This window comes from Psychrobacter sp. SCQQ22 (genome assembly GCF_015864605.1).
GTDB lineage: Bacteria > Pseudomonadota > Gammaproteobacteria > Pseudomonadales > Moraxellaceae > Psychrobacter > Psychrobacter fozii.
This window is the reverse complement of sequence record NZ_JADYWZ010000003.1, coordinates 331,175-352,104: the sequence shown is the minus strand read 5'-3', so window position 1 is coordinate 352,104 and position 20,930 is coordinate 331,175. Positions and strand designations below refer to the sequence as shown.

General features: G+C 43.0%; 17 protein-coding genes and 1 tRNA gene. 12 read left to right on the top strand and 6 right to left on the bottom strand.

Annotated features, from left to right (window positions below):
• Positions 1–2 precede the first annotated feature (2 nt).
• The 5 genes from rpsI (at position 3) to scpB (ending at position 4,697) form a co-directional block, all read left to right on the top strand.
• Positions 3–389, top strand: a complete 387-nt coding sequence (rpsI, locus tag I6E84_RS06285) for a 30S ribosomal protein S9 (RefSeq protein ID WP_110922597.1) — start codon at positions 3–5, stop codon at positions 387–389.
• A 322-nt stretch (positions 390–711) separates the two neighbouring features.
• Entirely contained in the window at positions 712–1,803 is a 1,092-nt protein-coding gene (locus tag I6E84_RS06280; RefSeq protein ID WP_197216862.1) for a lipid A biosynthesis acyltransferase, read from the top strand.
• A 124-nt stretch (positions 1,804–1,927) separates the two neighbouring features.
• The gene (locus tag I6E84_RS06275) at positions 1,928–3,013 is read left to right on the top strand and encodes a tryptophan--tRNA ligase (protein WP_197216861.1); all 1,086 of its coding nucleotides are present in this window, start codon (positions 1,928–1,930) and stop codon (positions 3,011–3,013) included.
• Between the two features lie 28 nt (positions 3,014–3,041).
• The gene (locus I6E84_RS06270; protein WP_197216949.1) at positions 3,042–3,881 is read left to right on the top strand and encodes a segregation and condensation protein A; all 840 of its coding nucleotides are present in this window, start codon (positions 3,042–3,044) and stop codon (positions 3,879–3,881) included.
• Positions 3,882–4,097: 216 nt separating this feature from the next.
• Positions 4,098–4,697 (top strand): SMC-Scp complex subunit ScpB, encoded by a 600-nt coding sequence (gene scpB, locus I6E84_RS06265; protein WP_197216947.1) that lies wholly within the window; start codon positions 4,098–4,100, stop codon positions 4,695–4,697.
• A 137-nt stretch (positions 4,698–4,834) separates the two neighbouring features.
• Here scpB and lolA read toward each other — a convergent pair whose 3' ends face one another.
• From lolA to rplU, 3 genes are all read right to left on the bottom strand, one after another.
• Positions 4,835–5,518, bottom strand: coding sequence for an outer membrane lipoprotein chaperone LolA (gene lolA / locus I6E84_RS06260; protein WP_110922592.1), 684 nt, complete (start codon positions 5,516–5,518; stop codon positions 4,835–4,837).
• 390 nt (positions 5,519–5,908) lie between these two features.
• Positions 5,909–6,166 carry a 50S ribosomal protein L27 gene (rpmA, locus tag I6E84_RS06255; protein WP_021813611.1) on the bottom strand — a complete coding sequence of 86 codons (258 nt, stop codon included), beginning with the start codon at positions 6,164–6,166 and terminating at the stop codon, positions 5,909–5,911.
• Positions 6,167–6,257: 91 nt separating this feature from the next.
• Positions 6,258–6,569: a 50S ribosomal protein L21 gene (gene rplU, locus I6E84_RS06250; RefSeq protein ID WP_110922591.1), complete on the bottom strand. Its 312-nt coding sequence runs from the start codon at positions 6,567–6,569 to the stop codon at positions 6,258–6,260.
• An 837-nt stretch (positions 6,570–7,406) separates the two neighbouring features.
• Between rplU and I6E84_RS06245 the strand changes: the two genes are divergently transcribed.
• From I6E84_RS06245 to hemB, 5 genes are all read left to right on the top strand, one after another.
• The gene (locus I6E84_RS06245) at positions 7,407–8,432 is read left to right on the top strand and encodes a polyprenyl synthetase family protein (RefSeq protein WP_197216859.1); all 1,026 of its coding nucleotides are present in this window, start codon (positions 7,407–7,409) and stop codon (positions 8,430–8,432) included.
• Between the two features lie 737 nt (positions 8,433–9,169).
• Positions 9,170–10,597 (top strand): efflux RND transporter periplasmic adaptor subunit, encoded by a 1,428-nt coding sequence (locus I6E84_RS06240; protein ID WP_197216857.1) that lies wholly within the window; start codon positions 9,170–9,172, stop codon positions 10,595–10,597.
• Positions 10,598–10,632: 35 nt separating this feature from the next.
• Complete coding sequence (locus tag I6E84_RS06235; RefSeq protein ID WP_197216855.1) at positions 10,633–13,878, top strand: efflux RND transporter permease subunit; 3,246 nt, start codon at positions 10,633–10,635, stop codon at positions 13,876–13,878.
• Positions 13,875–15,689 carry an efflux transporter outer membrane subunit gene (locus tag I6E84_RS06230; RefSeq protein WP_197216853.1) on the top strand — a complete coding sequence of 605 codons (1,815 nt, stop codon included), beginning with the start codon at positions 13,875–13,877 and terminating at the stop codon, positions 15,687–15,689. Before I6E84_RS06235 ends, I6E84_RS06230 begins: the two co-directional genes overlap by 4 nt.
• A 399-nt stretch (positions 15,690–16,088) precedes the next feature.
• Positions 16,089–17,096, top strand: a complete 1,008-nt coding sequence (gene hemB, locus I6E84_RS06225) for a porphobilinogen synthase (RefSeq protein ID WP_197099950.1) — start codon at positions 16,089–16,091, stop codon at positions 17,094–17,096.
• 91 nt (positions 17,097–17,187) lie between these two features.
• Here hemB and I6E84_RS06220 read toward each other — a convergent pair whose 3' ends face one another.
• Positions 17,188–18,165: a glutathione S-transferase family protein gene (locus tag I6E84_RS06220; protein ID WP_197216851.1), complete on the bottom strand. Its 978-nt coding sequence runs from the start codon at positions 18,163–18,165 to the stop codon at positions 17,188–17,190.
• Between the two features lie 311 nt (positions 18,166–18,476).
• Between I6E84_RS06220 and I6E84_RS06215 the strand changes: the two genes are divergently transcribed.
• Positions 18,477–18,553 (top strand) — tRNA-Val (locus I6E84_RS06215).
• A 266-nt stretch (positions 18,554–18,819) separates the two neighbouring features.
• Entirely contained in the window at positions 18,820–19,098 is a 279-nt protein-coding gene (locus I6E84_RS06210; protein WP_197216849.1) for a peptidylprolyl isomerase, read from the top strand.
• A 210-nt stretch (positions 19,099–19,308) separates the two neighbouring features.
• On the opposite strand, the gene I6E84_RS06205 is transcribed toward I6E84_RS06210, so the two are convergent.
• Both I6E84_RS06205 and I6E84_RS06200 read right to left on the bottom strand, forming a co-directional pair.
• The gene (locus tag I6E84_RS06205; protein WP_197216848.1) at positions 19,309–19,917 is read right to left on the bottom strand and encodes a nitroreductase family protein; all 609 of its coding nucleotides are present in this window, start codon (positions 19,915–19,917) and stop codon (positions 19,309–19,311) included.
• Between the two features lie 183 nt (positions 19,918–20,100).
• The gene (locus I6E84_RS06200) at positions 20,101–20,814 is read right to left on the bottom strand and encodes a pirin family protein (RefSeq protein WP_197216843.1); all 714 of its coding nucleotides are present in this window, start codon (positions 20,812–20,814) and stop codon (positions 20,101–20,103) included.
• Positions 20,815–20,930: the final 116 nt, after the last annotated feature.

Below are 20,930 nucleotides of genomic sequence, written 5' to 3'. Positions count from 1 at the left end.
TTATGGAACGCAATTACGGAACTGGTCGTCGTAAGACTTCTACTGCTCGTGTCTTTTTATCAAAAGGTACTGGTAGCATTGTCGTTAACGGCAAGCCACTTGACGAATACTTCAGCCGTGAAACTTCACGCATGGTAGTACGTCAACCATTAGAACTACTAGACTCTGCTAACGCATATGACTTATATGTAACTGTTGCAGGCGGTGGTATTAGTGGTCAAGCTGGCGCAATCCGCCACGGCATCACTCGTGCACTAATCGAAGCTGACGAAGCTTTGAAACCTGCTCTAAAAGCAGCTGGCTTTGTTACTCGTGACTCACGTCAAGTTGAACGTAAGAAATTGGGTCTACGTAAAGCACGTAAACGTCCACAATTCTCGAAACGTTAATCAAAGCTATCTCTTATCTTTTTGCGACTGTTGTCTTTATCTCAGAGCGGCAGTATTCGCATTAAATGAAAGAGTAGATTTGCAAAACCTTACAAGCTGTTCGCAGCTTGTAAGGTTTTTTTATGGCTATTGATTAGATAGAGCGTTATCTTTCATATTTTATAGATATGCCAATCCATCGCATCTTTATAGACCTACTTTGCCAAAGACCAACTTGTAAACCCGTAGCCACTACCCCATTATCATAATAACTTTTCATCAATAGCGACAATGCTATAAGATGCTATAACCCGATGCCATAAAAGTGCTGCAAAAGGATATTATGAAAGCGCCTGAACAATACGATCCCAGTAAACAACCTTCAAAAGACAGTATGCCCTCACCGAGCATACAGCCGTCGGCTAAGTCACCAACACTCCCTGCTGGTACGCCCACGATTACGCAAACCCATAAGCGTACAGCGCAAGCCGATAAGAAACCCTTTCAATGGCAGTTTTTATCGCCTAAGTACTGGGGTATCTGGTTATTGCTCGCTTTGGTATTGCCACTGATTTACTTACCATTGCGCTATCAATTTTGGCTAGGTCGTAAACTGGGTGTTTTGCTCTATAAAATAGCAGGCTCACGCAGACGTGATACGTTGATTAACCTCAAGCTGGCTTTTCCAAAAAAGCCAGAAGTTGAACGTGAACTGATGGCCAAGCAAGTCTTTGTCAATCAAGGTATTGGAGTATTTGAAACCCTATGCGCTTGGTTTCGTCCCAATGTCTTTACTCGCACGGTTTCTATTTCAGGCTTACAGCATCTGGTCAATGCGCAAAATGAGGGCCGTCCAGTTATCTTACTCGGTGCCCACTATACGATGCTTGATTTGGGTGGCTTATTTTGTGCTCAGTTCTTTGCCTTAGACTGTATGTATCGTACGCAAAATAATCCTTTATTAGATTGGCTCATTTATAACGGTCGTACCAATATATTTGGTAAGCAAATCTCCAGTAGAGATATGCGCAGTTTGGTCACCTCCATCAAGGAAAAACACGTTATCTGGTACTCTCCTGATCAAGATTACGGTCTTAAACAAGGTGTGATGGCACCATTTTTCGGTGTGCCAGCAGCCACTATTACTGCCTCACGCCGTATGGCTAAATTGGGCGATAAGACCCATCCCCCAGTGTTCATGGCACTACATACCTATCGTCAAACGCCGGACAATTTACCAAGGGGCAAACGTCCGCATTATCACCTGACGATTACGCCTGAGTTAAGTAACTATCCGAGTAATGATGAAGTTGCTGACGCCACTCAGGTTAATGAAGTCTTAGAAGGACTCATTCGTATCGATCCCACCCAATGGATGTGGTTTCATCGGCGCTTTAAACACGGTCCGGCAGGTCGCACGGATATCTACAAGTAACCGTTATTCCAAAGAAAAATGGTCGAAAAGTTTGTTATACTTTGTGGTCAATATTTTCACTATGATCGACTCATAAATAACAACGCATTTATAATAATTTGATAAACGAAATAACGGATTTCCTATGACTAGTAATGGTACATCTAACAACCAAACCTCTACCGAAACAGCAGCTGTAAAGCGCGTATTGACTGGTATTAAACCGACTGGCACTCTACATTTGGGTAACTACGTTGGTGCGATTCGCCCAGCCATCCAAGCTATTCAAAACAGTGACGATGAAGCATTTTTCTTTTTGGCAGATTACCATGGCATTATTGGCTGTTACGATCCCACTATCATTCATGAGTCAACCAAAGCGATTGCCGCGACTTGGATTGCCTGTGGTCTGGACCCAGAGCGTGTGACCTTCTATCGTCAGTCAGACGTGCCTGAAATTCCAGAGCTGGCTTGGGTATTGAACTGCTCATGTGCCAAAGGGCTAATGAACCGTGCTCACGCTTATAAAGCAGCGGTCGATATCAATATGGACAAAGAAGACGTCGATCCTGATCAAGGTATCAATATGGGGCTATTCGGCTATCCTGTGCTCATGGCAGCCGATATATTAATGTTCAATGCTACTCATGTGCCTGTTGGCCGCGACCAAGTACAGCATATCGAAATGGCACGTGATATCGCTGGTACTTTTAACCATCGTTATAAACCCCTATTTACGCTACCATCAGCTGTCGTCGATGATGATATCCCGTTATTGACGGGTCTTGATGGCCGTAAAATGAGCAAGAGCTATGGCAATACCATTCCTCTGTTCGGTGATGCTAATCCGCAAGTCAGCGCCGAGAAACAGATGCATAAAGCCATCATGAAAATCGTCACCAACTCGCAGCTGCCTGAAGAGCCAAAAGATCCTGATGACTCTGCTATTTTTGAGATTTATAAAGCCTTTGCGACGCCTGAAGAAATTGCTGACATGCGTGAGAAGTTTGCAGCTGGCATTGGTTGGGGAGATGCAAAAAAAGCTCTATTTGACAAAATCAATGACGAAATCGCACCATTCCGCGAACGTTATCAAGAGCTAATGGCCAATCCAAAAGAGCTAGAAGAAATATTGCAAATGGGCGCAGAAAAAGCCCGTCGTCATAGCCGTAAGCAATTAGACAAGACTCGCCGTGCCATTGGTATTCGTCCACTTGCCAAGCTTAAGTAATCCATTGAAGACAGACCATGTACCAGAAATGATACCGGTATCCTCTACCAACGCTCATGATATGTCGTTGCGTATTTATCAGACGCCAGTACAACATTTGCCAGAAGATTTATATGTGCCCCCGCAAGCCTTTGCGATTTGGTTAGAACAGTTTGCGGGTCCATTGGATTTTCTGTTGTATTTGGTCAAAAAGAACAATGTTGACCTGACCCAAATGCCAATATTGCCCATCACTGAGCAGTATTTGGCATACATTGGTGAGTTAGATACTGAGCATTTTGAATTGGCAGGTGACTACCTATTGATGGCATCGACGTTAATCGCCATCAAAACAGAGCTATTACTGCCTAAACCAGAAGCACCTACCGATGAGCGCGACCCAAAGGCAGAGTTGATTGAACGTCTTGAAGCCTACGCTCAGATTAAGGTAGCCAGTCAACGCCTAGACAATTTGGTTCGTCTTGAGCGCGATGTGTTTTTGGCCATGGTGAGTATGCCCAGTCAAGAAATCATGAATACCGAACTGCCAAACTACTCACCAAATTTATTGATTGATAGTTTGTTTAAGATGCAACTACAGCCCGACTATCAGATGCACAATATTAAAGTCGATGCTGTACCACTTGCTGATCGTATCGCAAGTATCAGTCGGCAGCTCAGTACTGATGGTGCACGCTCTTTTTATGAGTTACTGGACAAAGCACAAGGTAAGATAGGTGTGGTGGTCAGTTTCGTCGCGGTATTAGAGCTAATAAAACGGCAGTTGGTCGGTGTGGTGCATGCTGATGTAGCAAGCAGCCCCACTGCTGATAATGATTCCGAAAACGACTCACACATTGGGCCATTGACCTTGCAGTGGCTAGCTTAGCCATATAATCGATCCTCTGTAAACTGGATACGGTGTTAGTCTGCTACTTGTCGTACTTTCACTCGCTTTCCTTGTATCTAGATGCTATTGAACCGACTATGTTTAACCTGCCCTATATTAAAAATACAATACTTATAAAAGAGCGTACTCTCGATGGTAGATATTGACGACATGACACTAAATGACACAGTACCAAACTACATAACACCAAACGACATGGCATTAAACGACAAGACACAACAATCGATATCAGCAGCCGAACGCTCATCACTACCTGATGATCAGCTACAAAGATTTGAAAGTATCAGCAGAGATATCGAAGTACTATTACATGCTTCAGAAACGCCACTAACTGCCACTGTATTAAAGAAGCATCTGGCTTTGTCTACCAAAGAGCTAAAACAAGCGCTCGCATTATTAAAAACACGATTGGAAACGGGTGTACTCAGCTTACACGAGACCGCTAGTGGCTATCGATTACAAATAGCAGATAACTACAGCGCCCTCATTCAGACCGTCTTTCCACAACGTCAGGAACGCCTCAGCCAAGCGTTACTGGAGACGTTAAGTGTCATTGCTTACAAACAACCCGTCACCCGTAGTGACATAGAGTATGTACGCGGTGTGACGCTATCAAGCAACATACTCAGGCAGCTCTTTGATAAGGGTTGGGTCAAGGAAGACGGTTATAAAGATACGTTAGGTCGTCCTGCATTGCTACACACCACACCGCAATTTTTGGACGCCTTTGGATTGAGTGATTTGGATGCATTACCACCGATGCCAGATATGAATGCTATCAAAGCAATGTCTTAAATCTTTGAATATACTCAACGCACAATATCGTTGTAAAGATATAATCTTACAGCCCTACTTACTGCCAAAAAAAGGACAAATCATTTAAGATTTGTCCTTTTTTACTAAATCACTAACTATAACGTCGTGATTGATTTTTACTGATTGATAACATCAACACCTGCTGGTGGTGTGAATTTGAACTGACTGCTACTGATGCTTGGATTCAGTTTGATATTACTGAACTTAATCGATGTGGTCTGGCCAAGGCTGTCATTTAATACCATCATTACTGGCTTACCACCGCTAAAGCTCATTGATAAGCTCTTAAAGCTAGCACTGTCTGATTTTGGATAGAGCACATAGTAGTTTTTATTAGAATATGGCTGAGTGATTTTGAAGTTCTGATCAATTTTGCTCGGATCACCTGATAGCAATAGTGCTGGTGTGTTACCCACTTGGCTATCGACGTTTTGCTTGGTCGCTTGCTCCAAGTCTTTGTCATAAACCCACATTGAGCTACCATTAGCAACAATTATCTGCTGTGATGGCGACTTCGTTTCCCAGCGGAAATTGTTCGGACGTTGAACGCTCATAGAGCCACTGAACGTACCACTGTTTGCCCCTTTAGTCGTTTGGGTAAAGTTGGCTGTCATACTCTTAGTGTTGGTCAAAAGTGTGTTCAAACGCTTCGCAGCGGTCAAGTTATCTGCAGGGGCTGCCGTTGCCGATTGCGTCATCGCAATCATAGGAGCTGCCACGCCAAGTGATGTCATTAATACACCCGCTAGAGCACCGTTCATCATCTTTTGTTTGATTGATTTGTTCATTGATAAAGTCATTATAAATCCTCTCTAAAAAAGCCTAGTAGCTTTTAAAAAATAGTCGCTTAAAAGTAAAACATCTCATTAAATTTTTTGTTTTCTATAAGTGCTTATCTGACCAATATAAAACTGGTGCCCATAAACAATGACAACAGTGTGCCAGTTTTTTTATTGCGCGCCTAGTCATGATTTGCAATCATTACTACGCCTGCCATACACGCTTGTAACCGCATTGGTTACACACTATTAAGTGGTATGAGCCGTTTTTCTTATTATTTTTCACTACTTCTGGCAAGCTTCAATAAGAATGAATACACGTAAAAAAAGCCCCTACTACCATAAGGCAATAGGAGCTTTTTTAATTATCTGATCATTTCATTCAAAGAATAAAACGACCTAAATAGATAATTATGCGTTTTCAACCGTCACATAACGACGATTAAATTTGCCTTTGGTCGCAAACTTTACAACACCGTCATTCAGTGCAAATAAAGTATGGTCACGACCCATGCCAACGCCTTCGCCTGCGTGGAATTCTGTACCACGTTGACGAACGATGATGTTACCAGCTGTGATAGCTTGGCCACCAAAGATTTTTACGCCTAGCATTTTTGGGTTTGAATCACGACCGTTACGGCTCGAACCGGCAGCTTTTTTATGTGCCATGAGAAAATCTCCTTGTTAATTTGACTTACCGCTGATGCGATAACTCTTAAGCATTTAGTGCCCTGTTTAGCAATAATTGCTAAATGGGTAATTAGGCATTAATGGCTTTGATTTTTAACAAGGTGTACCATTGGCGGTGACCTTGTTCTTTGTGATAATGCTTACGACGGTTGTGCTTGATGATACGGATTTTTTCACCGCGACCATGCTCAACAACTTCAACTTCTACGCTAGCGCCTTCAACGACAGGTTGACCGATTTTGACGTTATCGCCGTCAACAACCATTAACACGTCTTCAAATTTGATTGTTTCGCCTTTTTCTGCTTTTAGTAGTTCAACTTTAAGCAATTCATCGACGACTACACGGTGCTGTTTACCACCAGTTTTGATTACTGCGTACATTGTATGACTCCGTTTAACCCGTGTGCCGTGGCTGATGTTATACCAACGCTTTTACGACGAACACGACAGGGAAAAATTAAAGGCAAGATTTTACGGCTTTTTGCTCATAAAAGCAAGCCGCGCATCTTGTTTTTGTAAGGTGGTTACACTAGGGTCTGTTGAACATTCAAATATTAGGGCTGCTGATCGCTAAAATTTCACCAAACTAGGCGCAAGTCGACGATAATGTCGAGACCTTAGCTAGGCTTGTAACAACGTTTGGGGGGATTTTAGCATCAGCCCTTTGGGGCAGTACTATTTTTTGCCAATATATGGCGAAATTGTCTAACCTAGAATGACTAGGCATCAAAAATTTCACTGCATATTGTCTAAAAAATAGTGACCGCCAGCACCACATTTGAATGTTCAACAGACCCTAATAACCGTATCCGTTATTACTATATAAGCTGTTGATTGTGAACGTATCTAAGATACTACTCAATAAAAAACAGCCAGCATAAAAATAATGAATAACAGTTTATGCCTAACAGCCGTTATTATAACTTATATAATCAGTTACTTATAGCCCTTTATCACTCATGCCTGCCTATAAAAACACAACAGAGATAGCTAGATTTACATAGTTATCATTTAAATTGATTTTAATGTGTTATGCCAATAACTATGTATTATAGGTATGGTATAAAGGATAATCGCGCTGCTCTCTAAATACTTTAACCAACAATTTAGAGACAGAGCTATGCTATTATAGAAAAACGCCTTACCTGCCATAGCCTCAAGTTTAAAAAGCGTCAAGGTTAAAAACTCTTTCTACTCTTATTAATATGACTATTTATTATGACCAGTACCCCTTCAAATAATACAGATTCAATGACTCAATCAACACCTAACTATGCTGATATCCAAAGTATCGTGGCTGATGATTTTGAAATCATGGACAAGCAAGTATTCGGTAGTCTTAATTCCAAAGTTCAATTGGTAATGAGCGTCTCGCAACATGTGATTAATGCTGGCGGTAAACGTATGCGCCCGCTGATTACGTTGTTGTGTGCACGCATGTTCAATGACAATCCATCAGAAAAAGCCATGCATTTAGCAGCAATCACCGAGATGCTGCACACCGCTACGCTCGTTCATGATGATGTCATTGATGAGTCAGGTCAGCGTCGTGGCAAGCCAACCGCCAATGCCACATGGGATAATGCCACAGCCGTACTGGTCGGTGACTATTTGATTGCCCGAGCCTTCAATCTGTTGGTCGGCTTTCAAAGCTTACCATTGTTGCAAGTTTTTTCAGATGGCACCTGTGATATTGCTGAAGGTGAAGTGTTGCAGCTACAGCATCAGCATAATCCTACTGCCACAGAAGATGACTATTTGCGCATTATCGATGGCAAAACCTCGCGTCTGTTTATGATGGCCACACAAGGGGCGGCTATCTTGCAAGATAAAACAGAGCACATGGCGGCATTGGGTGATTTTGGTCAACACTTTGGCAACGCCTTTCAGATTATCGATGATGTGCTCGACTATAGTGGCGATAGTGAAGTGATGGGAAAAAACCTAGGCGATGATCTTGCTGAAGGCAAACCTACGCTACCAACCATCAAAGCACTTGAGCTGCTAAAAAACAGCGACACCGAAGGCTATGAGCAGCTACGTATTGCTGTGCAGACAGGCAAGACACCAAACGCTGAACAACTTATTGACTTGGTACGTCGTTCAGGCGCTCTAGACTATTGCAAACAGCGCGCGTTGGAAGAAACCAAGCTGGCTCAAGACGCCCTTAGTACTTTACCTGACAACCGCTATCGCACAGGCTTATATCAATTGACTGAACTTGCTAGCGCTCGATTAGTATAATTAAATGTGAGTCGTCTTTATTATTGATTGATTAAGACGGCTCCTTTTTGGGTAGCATTTTTAGTGACTAATGCATGGAAAGCTAACAATTCATACTTTTAAGAACCGGTATGTTAGCTGAATCGTTACCTTTCTTTAAGTTTTATAAATCCTCGCAGTACTATAATCGTGTAAGAATTGTTTTGACGGTCGGATAATGTTTGATCAAGAGGCTTTGATTGATACACCATGTACGTTCGCTCAGGTTAAAGATGTTTTTAGGTATTGCTAAAATCACATTTTTGCTGTCTGCGCAACATTTCTTAAGCACAATCTCAGATATGTATATAAAAATAGACTATATAACAAAAAAACAACACTATATTGCGCTGTCACAACGTTACGCTTTGGTAAACGTTATCTCTTGTGATGCTTACCCCTTCAATGTTTGTACAGTTCATGAGAACAAATGTGGCTTTCTTTTTCAGAATATCTGTTTTTATTAGCTTGACTGTGGGGTTAACCCTTTAGTTTATAATAGCGGACTATGTTTATTGGCTAAATCTAACTATTTAATTATATATTTAGTACCAATAGCCATCTTTATATTTATTAAACAATCAATATTATAACGCCTATGTATATTATTCATAACGCTTAGCATTGATTGTCATAGAACAAATAACAATATCTCGAACGCTACTAATGATTATTACTCTTTTATTTATACCGCAATTATATTATTGACGAGGACATTGATGAAGCACTCTTATCTTGCGCTTGTAATAGCAGCTGTACTATCTGGAGCTGTACTGGTGGGCTGTGACAGTAACGAAGATGCCGCTGGGGATGCCGCACAGCAGCAAATGCCACCCTCCGTCGTCAACGTACAGACCGTAACCTTTGAAACCGTACCACAAGTACAAACCTTTTCTGGTCGTACCTCAGCCTATCAGACTGCAGATGTCCGCCCACAGGTTAATGGCGTCATTGACGAAATACTGTTCCGTGAGGGAAGTACAGTCAAAAAAGGTCAACCACTTTATCGTATTAATACAGACAACTATGCGTCTTCTGTGACGAGTGGTCGAGCAGCCGTACAACAGGCAGAGGCCAACTATCAGACAGCAGTGGCCAATAGTGTCAATGCACAAGCTGATCTGGTTAGCCAACAAGCCACACTGTCTCAAGCTCAAAACGACTTGCAGCGCTTGAGCGGATTGGTCGAAATCAATGCCATCTCTAAACAACAATATGAACAAGCGGTAACCACTGTCCGTACGGCTCAAGCTGCTGTACAAAGTGCCAATGCTTCTATTGGTCAAGCAAAAGCAGGTATTGAAAGTGCAAAAGCAGGTATTGAAAGCGCAAAAGCTGGTTTGCAAGCCAGCTCATTAGATCTAAACCGCACTATAGTACGTGCCCCAATATCAGGTCGTAGCGATCGTTCGAGCTTTACTGCTGGTGCATTGGTTAGCGCAAGTCAAGCTGATCCACTAGTGACTGTCTCACGCCTAGATCCTATCTATGTCGATATCAGCCAGTCTTCATCCGAGCTACTTAAACTGCGTCAACAGATTTCTGCTGGCAAGGCTCAAGCGGGCTTGAATACCGTTGAGTTGGTATTAGAAGATGGTACGGTTTATCCTGTCAGTGGCGAACTGGCCCTGTCTGAAGCAAAGGTTGATGAGTCAACAGGTGCTGTCACCTTACGTGCAATCTTCCCAAATAGTGACAGTATTCTACTACCAGGTATGTATGTCAGCGCACGCTTGACCCAAAGTGTGATCAACAATGCGGTACTGGTACCACAAAGTGCGGTCACACGCTCTGTCAAAGGTGAGACTCAGGTTTATATCGTTGATGAAAGCAATAAAATCAAAGTACGCCCTGTCACAGTGAATGGTACTTATAACGGTAATTGGGTAGTAACTGACGGTCTCAAAGAAGGTGAAAAACTGGTCGTCATAGGTGGCTCAAAAGTTAAGCCTGATCAAGAAGTCGTTGCCAAACCTGTAGAAAACGCTACACCAGCATCAACTGGAAATAGCGCGCCTGCTAGTACTTCGGCCAAAACACCGCAGCAAGCAGCAACAGAAACTAAGAAACCTGCTGAGAGCAACACGGCCAAGAAACCTGCTGAGAGCAACACGGCCAAGAAACCTGCGGAAGATGCAGCTAACTAATTCCATTCAAAGATAGGAAGACTTAGGGATATACTATGTCACGTTTTTTTATTAATCGCCCTATTTTTGCATGGGTATTGGCTATCTTAGTCATGCTCATCGGGGTGATATCGGTCATTAATCTACCGATCGAACAGTACCCACGTATTGCACCGCCGACTGTTACAGTTAGCACAAATTACCCTGGTGCCAGTGCGCAAACCGTCGAAGACTCAGTGGTTCAGATCATTGAACAAAAAATGAAAGGTCTTGATGGTTTGATGTATATGTCATCAACCAGCTCGTCAAACGGTAGCGCATCAGTGACGCTAACCTTTGAGACTGGTACTGACTCTGATACCGCTCAGGTACAGGTACAGAACAAGCTTCAAGCGGCAACAAGCTCACTACCTGAATCCGTTCAGCGTCAAGGTGTCACGGTCAACAAATCCTCTAGCAGCTTTTTGATGGTGCAAGCATTCATCTCTGAAGATGGCAGTATGGATCGCCGTGATATCGCCGATTACATTAACTCAAACATCGTTGATCAGATCAGCCGTGTCGAAGGTGTTGGTGAAGTTCGTGTGTTTGGTTCTACCTACGCGATGCGTATCTGGCTAGACCCTGCACGCTTACGTAGCTATAACTTGATGCCTTCTGATGTCATTACTGCCGTCAGTGCACAAAACGCGCAAGTCTCTGCAGGCCAGTTAGGTCAAGCGCCCGCTGACACTGAACAACAGGTTATCAACGCAACTGTAACAGTACAAAGCTACCTACAAACACCTGATGAATTTAGAGACATACTATTGAAAACGGATGCCTCAGGCGCGCAAGTACGCTTAAGCGATGTGGCAGATGTTGAGATTGGAAGTCAAGACTACAGTGTTGACTCACTATTTAACGGTCAAGAAGCCGCTGGTATGGGTATATCCTTGGCAGGTGGCGCTAACGCACTTGATACGCGCGAAGCACTTGGTGCTCGTATGGCTGAGTTGGAACAAAGCTTTCCTGCTGGCCTAACCACGGTTACTCCTTATGACACGACACCATTCGTTCGGTTGTCTATTGAACAAGTAGTACATACGCTCATCGAAGCTATTGTGCTTGTATTTATCGTCATGTTCATTTTCTTACAGAACTGGCGTGCAACGATTATCCCGACACTGGCTGTACCTGTGGTACTTCTCGGTACCTTGTGTGTGCTGTATATCGCAGGTTTTAGTATCAACGTTCTGACCATGTTTGCGATGGTACTGTCTATCGGACTACTGGTCGATGATGCCATCGTAGTCGTAGAGAACGTCGAACGGATTATGGAAGAAGATCCTGACATTTCTGTCAAAGATGCTACCATTCAATCGATGGGTGAAATTAGTAAGATTGTTGTCGGTATTGCTCTGATTCTATCAGCAGTATTTGTACCTATGGCGTTCTTTAGCGGTTCAACTGGTGCTATCTATCGTCAGTTCTCCATTACCTTAATTACCAGCATGGTACTATCGGCTTTAGTTGCCCTTATCTTTACCCCTGCCCTGTGTGTGACCTTGCTTAAACGTAGCAAGAGCCATGACAAGAGTAATATGGCCACTCAAAAAGGTTTCTTCGGTTGGTTTAACCGTAGCTTCTCTAAAGCAAGCATCTCTTATGAGCGCTTTGTGGGTAAAAGCTTCGGTCGTAAATGGTTATATTTAATTGGCTATGCTGCCATTATTGGTATTATGACGGTGGTCTTTTTACGCATTCCTAGCTCGTTTTTGCCAGAAGAAGATCAAGGTATTATGTTTACCTTAGTTCAGCTCCCATCTGGCTCTACACTCGATCAAACACAAGACGTACTAGATAAAGTTAGAAACTATTACGATACTCAAGAAACCGATAATATTGCTTCTGTCTTTACCGTTGCAGGCTTTAGTTTTGCCGGATCAGGCCAAAACATGGGTCTGGCGTTTGTACGCTTGTCAGATTGGGATGACCGCCCAGGTGATGAAAATACCGCGCAAGCTGTGGCTGGCCGGGCAATGGGTTATTTCTTTACTCAGATTAATGAGGCACAAGTATTCCCGATTGTACCGCCTGCTATTACTGAACTTGGTAATGCCAGTGGTTTTGACTTGATGCTACAGGATACCGGAAACGTCGGTCATGAAGGGCTGCTCGAAGCCCGCAATATGTTGTTGGGCATGGCCGCTCAAAACGACCAAGTCTCTGGTGTACGTCCTAACGGTCAAGAAGATGCACAGCAGCTCAAGGTCAATGTCAATCAAGAACAGGCCGCTGCTTATGGCTTGTCGATGTCCAGTATCAATAGCGTTATCTCGACCGCATGGGGCTCAAGTTATATCAATGACTTCGTTGATCGTGGTCGTATTAAGAGCGTTTATGTACAAGGCGAGCCGAGTAGTCGTACCAACCCTGACGATCTTGGTAAGTGGTACGTACGTAATGACAATAACGATATGATTTCATTCGATGCGTTCTCTAGCAGTGAATGGCAGTCAGGCTCTCCGCGTCTGACCCGTTACAACAGTTTCCCTTCTATGAACATTCAGGGTGCTGCTGCTGCTGGACTCAGTACGGGTGAAGCAATGGCTGCGGTAGAGACGATGATAACCAATCTGCCGGAAGGCGTCGGTTATGAGTGGACAGGCACGTCACTTGAAGAGCAAAAATCAGGTGCTCAGGCTCCATTGCTATATGCAATCTCGCTCTTAGTGGTATTCTTATGTCTAGCCGCCTTGTATGAGAGCTGGTCTATTCCGTTCTCTGTCCTATTGGTCGTTCCGCTTGGTGTTTTAGGAGCGGTGGTATTTACATGGATGCGTGGCTTCGCCAACGACGTTTATTTGCAGGTAGGTCTGCTCACCGTAGTCGGACTGTCTGCTAAGAATGCTATTCTAATTATCGAATTTGCGAGAGATTATCAAGAGGCTGGTTATAGTCTCAAAGAGTCCGTGATGACAGCCGCACGTCAACGTTTACGTCCAATTATTATGACGTCGCTTGCCTTTGGTCTTGGTGTTATACCATTATTCTTAGCCACTGGCGCTGGCTCTGGCAGTCAAAGTGCGATCGGTACCAGTGTGGTTGGTGGGGTCGTCAGTGCGACATTATTAGGTGTATTCTTTATTCCAATGTTCTATATTTGGATACGTAGCATCTTCCCTCATAAGTATGAGAATAATAAGCCAAATGACAGAGATGATGGTGGTAATACGCCGCATACACCAAACGGTGATCCACAAAGCCCGACTCTCTCTAAGAGTTATCAGCCTGTGAACTTAGGAGATAATACACAATGAGTTTTCGTTCTCTTTTTACCTCAAACTCAGCACACGCGGCAGTCAGTATTACTGCCAGCGCGTGCGCAACGACAGATGAGCGCCCCATGACCTCTACCCCTTTATCACTATCTAGCGCCCGCAGAAATGGCAGTCGTCTAATAGGCCTAACCGCTTTAGCAATAAGCATGGCTGCCTGTAACACTATCCCAAAAGCGGATATGCGGCCTGTACTTGCTGAACCTAATATTCCGGTTCAGCAAGCCTATGGCGCATATGACAAAGAAACTGTCAGTAGTGCTGATCAGGCAAGTATCGCCAGTCAACGCTGGCAGAACTTCTATAGCGATGAGCGTTTAAAGAGTTTGATTGCGCTCGGTCTTCAAAACAATAAAGACTTTGAGAATGCACGCCTAGCCATCGAAAAAGCACGTGCGCAATATCGAATCACTGATATTAGTGATTTGCCAACGATTGATGGTAGTGGTGGTTACTCTCGCAGCGCTCAAAACAGCGTGGATCGTAACCCTAGTAGCAGCTACAACGTCAATCTAGGCTTAGCAAACTACGAGCTGGATTTTTGGGGTAAAATCTCAAGCCTAAAAGATCAGGCTTTACAGAACTTTTTGGCCACCACTGCCGCAAAAGATACCACTCAAATCAGTCTAATCAGTAATATTGCTCAAAGCTACGCTAACTTAAGCTATAGCCTAGCACAGCTTGAACTGGCTTCTAAAACTTATGAAAGTCGTAAAGAGTCGCTGTTTATTACTACCAAGCGCTTTGAAGCTGGTATCGATGACAAGCTTGCTTCCTTGCAAGCCAGTGCCTCATTAGAAGACGCCAATCTTGCGATGTTGAGTGCACAAAGCAGTGTGTTAACAGCCCGTAATGCTTTGCAGTACTTAGTCGGCGCGCCTATACCTAGCAATCTTATTCCGAACGCGTCTGTTACCAACATCACTAACCAGCAGATATTTAATGCTGGACTACCTAGTGAGCTGCTACGCTATCGCCCAGATGTACTGCAAGCGGAATACAATCTAAAAGCCGCTGGTGCCAATATCGAAGTGGCGCGTGCGTCTTACTTCCCGTCTATCAGTCTAGCCAGTAGCATTGGTGTCAGTAGTGGTAGCTTGAACGACTTATTTAACACTGGCTCAGTTGGCTGGTCATTTGGCCCTAGCATTAGCGTGCCTATCTTTGATGCTGGTCGCTTGGATGCCAACTACGATGTGGCGCAGATTGAACGTGAGCAAACGCTGACTAGCTACGAGAACTCTATCCAAACGGCATTCCGCGAAGTATCAGATGTACTAGCGACACGTGCCACATTGGGTGATCAGCTCGACGCACAGTATCGCTTGCAGGATAACTTTGACCAGACGTATCAGATTGCCAATGCTCGCTACAAAGCTGGTATCTCTAACTATCTAGACGTTCTCGACGCACAGCGCTCGTTGTTCTCAACTCAGCAAGGTATCTTGAATTTAGAGCTACAAAAAATCATTAGCCAGATTGAGTTATATCAAGTACTTGGTGGTGGTTCAAATCTAGACATCCCGACTGCTATCCCTGTGCCGCAACATACTAATTTAGCGCAAATCGCCAATGTAGCTGCCAATACCAATAAGGCAAAAGCGACCAAGGCTATCGATGCGGCTGGTTCGGCACGTGTTGCTTCTCAGCAAGAAGCCGTGGCTATCAAACAAGCACAACCTGTAGAAACGACTACCTTTACCCCTACTGCTGTTGTCGATGTTAACGATGATGGCAAAAAAGATACTGCCGTAGGTGTGATCACTGAAGAAACACGCTTAATTAACAAATAATGTAGAGTCGGCTCACGTTACAAAGATTGTTAGGCCTTAAATCATACAATCATCATCTTGTGACGTAACGATATCATCACATTGACAGTCGATACGTACAATCAGCCCTACCGACTTGGTGGGGCTTTTTGCTTTCGGTAGCGACTATTGGTTATAGTATGTTCGATTCAATTTGAAAGTAGTACAAGGCAACCGAGTGTAGATGTATATTAAATACTTCAAGCGAGGTTAATGCAGTAATACTTATATAATGATATGACTATAGTGACATTTTATCGAACACACTGTTGCCTACATGAATTCTATAAAAAATTAGACTGCTTTATAAAGCAGATCTAACAGAGCCTGACGCAGTTAACATCCGAATAACCCTGATTGTAATTAAAATAAGGAATTATGATGACTTACACTTTTAATCGCCAATACCCTGCTACTCGCCTGCGCCGTCTACGTTATAACGATAACGTGCGAGCGATGATTCGTGAAGTTGAACTACATCCTAAGCATTTCATCGCTCCCGTCTTTGTATTAGAAGGCGAAAACCAGCGCGAAACGATTGCGAGTATGCCAGGTGTCGAGCGCCTATCCATTGACCTACTGATTAAATATGCCAAAGAGCTATTAGCAGAAGGTGTTACGACCATCGATATCTTCCCTGTGATTGATAACTCACTAAAGACACCAGATGGCAGATCAGCATATGACGAAAATGCCCTGACAGCACGTACGGTAAAAGCGGTGAAAGATGCCGTACCAGAAATGGTGGTCATGACAGACGTTGCTTTAGACCCTTACACCTCACATGGTCAAGATGGTCTGCTCGATGACAGCGGTTATGTGGTCAATGATGCAACCGTCGAAGTATTGGTGAAGCAAGTATTGGTACATGCGCGCGCAGGTGCGGATATTATCTCACCGAGCGATATGATGGATGGCCGTATCAAAGCCATGCGTGATGCCCTAGAATCTGAAGGCTTTGTCAATACCGCTATCATGGCCTACTCGGCTAAATACGCCTCTTCTTATTACGGCCCATTCCGTGATGCCGTCGGCAGTGCGGGCAACCTAAAAGGCGGTCATAAGAAACAGTATCAGATGGATTTTGGCAATCGTGCAGAAGCGTTGCATGAAGTGGCCATGGACATCAATGAAGGTGCTGATATGGTGATGATTAAACCTGGTCAGCCATACTTAGATTTGATTCGCGAAGTTAAAAATACTTTCGGCGTACCAACCTTTGCTTATCAAGTCTCTGGTGAATACGCGATGCACATGGCAGCCATTCAAAACGGTTGGTTGAGCGACGCGGTAATTCTAGAATCATTAATTGGCTTCCGCCGCGCCGGTGCTGATGGTATCTTGACTTACTTTGCCCTAGAAGCAGCACGTCAGCTAAACAATGCTTAATAATAGTTAAACTACATTTAATCTCACAAAAAAAGCCCCAACTACTATTAAGCAGTTGGGGCTTTTTTTGAATATTTTTTAATAAATAAAACTATAGACGTGCACGGTCATGTGGCTCATTAAAATCAATCACTGGGCCAATAGGAACGATACGCGTGGGATTGATATTGGCATGACTGGTGTAGTAATGCTGCTTGATATGCACCATATTCACTGTCTCTGCAATACCTGGCACTTGGTATAAATCACGCAGATATCCCCACAGATTTGGGTAATCCACGATACGACGCAGATTACATTTAAAATGCCCGACATACACAGCATCAAAACGCACCAAAGTCGTAAACAGTCTCCAATCGGCCTCTGTTATGGTATTGCCTACCAAATAGCGCTGACCTGACAGGCGTACCTCTAACGTATCTAGTGCGTCGAATAGTGCGGTCACGGCTTCTTCATAAGCCTCTTGTGTAGTCGAAAACCCTGCTTTATATACTCCATTATTTATCGCAGAATAGACAAAGTCATTAATCTCATCTATTTCTGTTAATAAGTCGGTCGGTAAAAAATCACCCGCTACAGCACCAACTTCGTCGAAAGCTGAATTAAACATACGGATAATTTCTGACGACTCATTGCTAACGATGGTATTGGTTTTCTTATCCCATAAGATAGGTACCGTGACGCGCCCTGTATAGTCTGGTTTTGCCGCGATATAAATCTCATAGGCATTCGATGCATGGTTCAATGGATCAGCAATAACCCCTTCTCCTGCTGCAAACGTCCAACCATTCTCACCCATAAACGGATGAACGACAGACAGTGAAATCATATCCTCTAAGCCTTTGAGCTTACGATAAATCAAAGTACGGTGCGCCCAAGGACAGGCCAAAGACACATATAAATGATAGCGCTTAGGCTCAGCTTTAAAACCGCCTACCCCTGATGGTCCTGCGCTGCCATCTACTGTGACCCAGTTTCTAAAGCCTGCATCTTCACGCTCAAAACGCCCACCGCTAGATTCTGTGTCATACCATTTGTCTTGCCATTGCCCATCTACCAATAGACCCATCTTATTCTCCGGTTTCTCTGACTTTTATTTAACTTTTGTGAAATATGATTGGTTTCAACTTATAATCATGATGATAATCACTTCGTTTCCAGAGATATCATAGCAGTTATAGATGCTTCTTCATTTGATTTCGCACTTTAATTAACAATAAAAACTAAACCAATTTAATTAAATATTTAGTAAAAATACATAAAAATCATTTTAAGTTAGTCAATCTATGTCTCATTTCTAAATATAATAATAATAAGGCGATATTCTGATAGAAAAGGCTTGCAAAGTTTGAAAAACTTGCTAAAATGCATGACCTAAATAGGCGTATAGCTCAGTTGGTTAGAGCGCTACCTTGACATGGTAGAGGTCAGCAGTTCGAGTCTGCTTATGCCTACCAAATTTAGAAAGCCCCAATCTCACGATTGGGGCTTTTTTTTGTCTGTAATATATGCGGAACTTCAAACCCAAAAGACATAATCCAATGACTTTATTTGCTTTGTAGTACCTTCCAACTCAGTGAGCTACATACGGACTTTCCATTTTGGCTGCATAACTTGTCGCTCCATTACTTTTGATAAAGTAGAGCCGACAGTTGAAATGAGCAACCAAGATGAGCCGTGATATAATATCTTGATAATCGATATTTTATGAAAGGTTTACATTATGGCTCGTACCGCTAGCGCATTACACATTTTAGTAAAACACAAAGAAGTGGCTGAGGACATTATTGTCAAGCTTAAAAAGGGCACTAAATTTGATGTGCTGGCTAAAAAGCACTCAAACTGCCCATCAGGCAAGAAAGGTGGCAGCTTAGGCGAATTTCAAAAAGGCGACATGGTGCCGGCATTTGATAAAGTCTGCTTCAGCAGTGAACTCTACACCCCACATTTAGTAAAAACCAAATTTGGCTGGCACGTGGTTAAAGTGCTTTATAGAACATAAGTGTTAGATTCGGAGCTTCGATTGCAATCTAACTGAAGTATGCCCTGAACATCATTCAGACCCATATTTAAAATGTCTGTATTTAAAATGTCTGTATTTAAAATGACAGTAATCTTCTGATTGCTTATCACTTATAAAAACCAATGAACCCGCTATGAATAGATATCATAGCGGGTTCATTATCTTTACGGTCTTCAAAGCTAAGATTTATTAGCCAAACACTTTTAAGCGACTGTCTACAGGCTTAAACGCTTTGTCACCTGCAGGCTGCTCGATCGCACCAAATACCATCTGTGCAACCAATTCCCAGTCCTTATCCACATTCCAAGCGTCGGCAACTTGACTATCGATGATAGGATTGTAATGCTGTAAGTTTGCACCGATATCTAAACTGGATAATGCCATCCAGATCATATACTGATGCATGGCACTGGTATGTTCAGACCACACTGGGAATTTGTCAGCATATAACGGTGCCGCTTCTTGTAAACCTGTCACCACTGCATGATCTTCAAAGAACAATATAGTACCTGCACCCGATTTAAAGCTATCAATTTTTTGCTTGGTTGACACAAACTTCTCATCGTCATTGACGATATCACGTAAGGTATCTTCCGTCATTTGCCATAGCTTTTGATGCTCCTCACCGAACAACACGATAATGCGCGTTGACTGTGAATTGAACGCTGATGGCGTGTGCAGAATAGCATGCTCAACCAATCTTACTACTTCATCATTCGATACTGGCAATTGATTGCTTAGCGCGTAGATTGAACGGCGTTTTTCTGCTAATTGCTGTAAATCTTGTAAATTTGACATGGTTTTCTCCAGTAGTTTTTATGAATTAAAATTAAATATTGATGCGTTGGGATAAAGTATTGGTGCATTAGGATAAGTGGCCATTAGCCTTTGAAACCAAGATACCGTACTCAAAGTCTGGTGCTAGATTCAATCTCGCCATTTAACATTTTGTGTATTACAAATAATGAGAGTAGAAAAGTATTAAGCAGTTATCGGTACTTCCATGAGTAACACTTTGGCGTCTTCTTCAATATCCACAGTGAATTGCGGAGCATCCCAAATACCAAGCGCATCTCTAGTCTCTAACGTCTTACCATTTACAGTGGCTTTTCCACTAATGACAAAGAGATAAACACCATTATTAGCATCTTTTAGCTGATAAGACGCTGTCACGCCTTTATCAAAACCACCCATACTGAACCATGCATTTTGATGAATCCAGACACCTGCATCGTCAGCGTTTGGCGATAGTACTTGATTGAACATATTCGGCTGCATGATATCACCCATGCGCATTTGCTGATAACGAGGGGTGACGTTAATTTTATTAGGGAGCACCCATATTTGCAAAAACTGCACAGCCTCATCCACACTGTCATTCATCTCACTATGAGTAATGCCTGTGCCGGCTGACATGACTTGTATTTCACCCGTTGCAATAATACCTTCATTACCGATGTTATCGCTATGACTGAGCTTGCCTGATAAGGGAATAGTAATAATTTCCATATCGCGGTGTGAGTGCTTACCAAAACCTTGGCCACCAGTCACAAAGTCATCATTAATGACACGTAGCGCGCCAAAGCCCATACGTTCTGGATTGTAATAATTAGCAAAGCTAAAGGTATAGTTGCTTTTTAGCCAGCCATGATTGGCCCTGCCACGAGAGTCTGCCGCATGATAGATCGTTTGCATCATTTATCCCTAGTTATTAACTTATTGATTAACTTAGTTATTCAGAAGTTAAATAATGATAAATATTGAGTAGTTAACTTGTTTGAGTGATGGATATATTATAATTGTTGTCTAAC

Coding starts and splice junctions, on each gene's coding strand:
- I6E84_RS06245 (WP_197216859.1), top strand. CDS start 7,407: ATGACCAGTACCCCTTCAAATAATACAGATTCAATGACTCAATCAACA.
- lolA (WP_110922592.1), bottom strand. CDS start 5,518: ATGACTTTATCAATGAACAAATCAATCAAACAAAAGATGATGAACGGT.
- I6E84_RS06270 (WP_197216949.1), top strand. CDS start 3,042: ATGATACCGGTATCCTCTACCAACGCTCATGATATGTCGTTGCGTATT.
- scpB (WP_197216947.1), top strand. CDS start 4,098: ATGGCATTAAACGACAAGACACAACAATCGATATCAGCAGCCGAACGC.
- I6E84_RS06280 (WP_197216862.1), top strand. CDS start 712: ATGAAAGCGCCTGAACAATACGATCCCAGTAAACAACCTTCAAAAGAC.
- I6E84_RS06200 (WP_197216843.1), bottom strand. CDS start 20,814: ATGCAAACGATCTATCATGCGGCAGACTCTCGTGGCAGGGCCAATCAT.
- I6E84_RS06230 (WP_197216853.1), top strand. CDS start 13,875: ATGAGTTTTCGTTCTCTTTTTACCTCAAACTCAGCACACGCGGCAGTC.
- rpmA (WP_021813611.1), bottom strand. CDS start 6,166: ATGGCACATAAAAAAGCTGCCGGTTCGAGCCGTAACGGTCGTGATTCA.
- hemB (WP_197099950.1), top strand. CDS start 16,089: ATGACTTACACTTTTAATCGCCAATACCCTGCTACTCGCCTGCGCCGT.
- rpsI (WP_110922597.1), top strand. CDS start 3: ATGGAACGCAATTACGGAACTGGTCGTCGTAAGACTTCTACTGCTCGT.
- I6E84_RS06210 (WP_197216849.1), top strand. CDS start 18,820: ATGGCTCGTACCGCTAGCGCATTACACATTTTAGTAAAACACAAAGAA.
- I6E84_RS06240 (WP_197216857.1), top strand. CDS start 9,170: ATGAAGCACTCTTATCTTGCGCTTGTAATAGCAGCTGTACTATCTGGA.
- I6E84_RS06275 (WP_197216861.1), top strand. CDS start 1,928: ATGACTAGTAATGGTACATCTAACAACCAAACCTCTACCGAAACAGCA.
- I6E84_RS06205 (WP_197216848.1), bottom strand. CDS start 19,917: ATGTCAAATTTACAAGATTTACAGCAATTAGCAGAAAAACGCCGTTCA.
- rplU (WP_110922591.1), bottom strand. CDS start 6,569: ATGTACGCAGTAATCAAAACTGGTGGTAAACAGCACCGTGTAGTCGTC.
- I6E84_RS06220 (WP_197216851.1), bottom strand. CDS start 18,165: ATGGGTCTATTGGTAGATGGGCAATGGCAAGACAAATGGTATGACACA.
- I6E84_RS06235 (WP_197216855.1), top strand. CDS start 10,633: ATGTCACGTTTTTTTATTAATCGCCCTATTTTTGCATGGGTATTGGCT.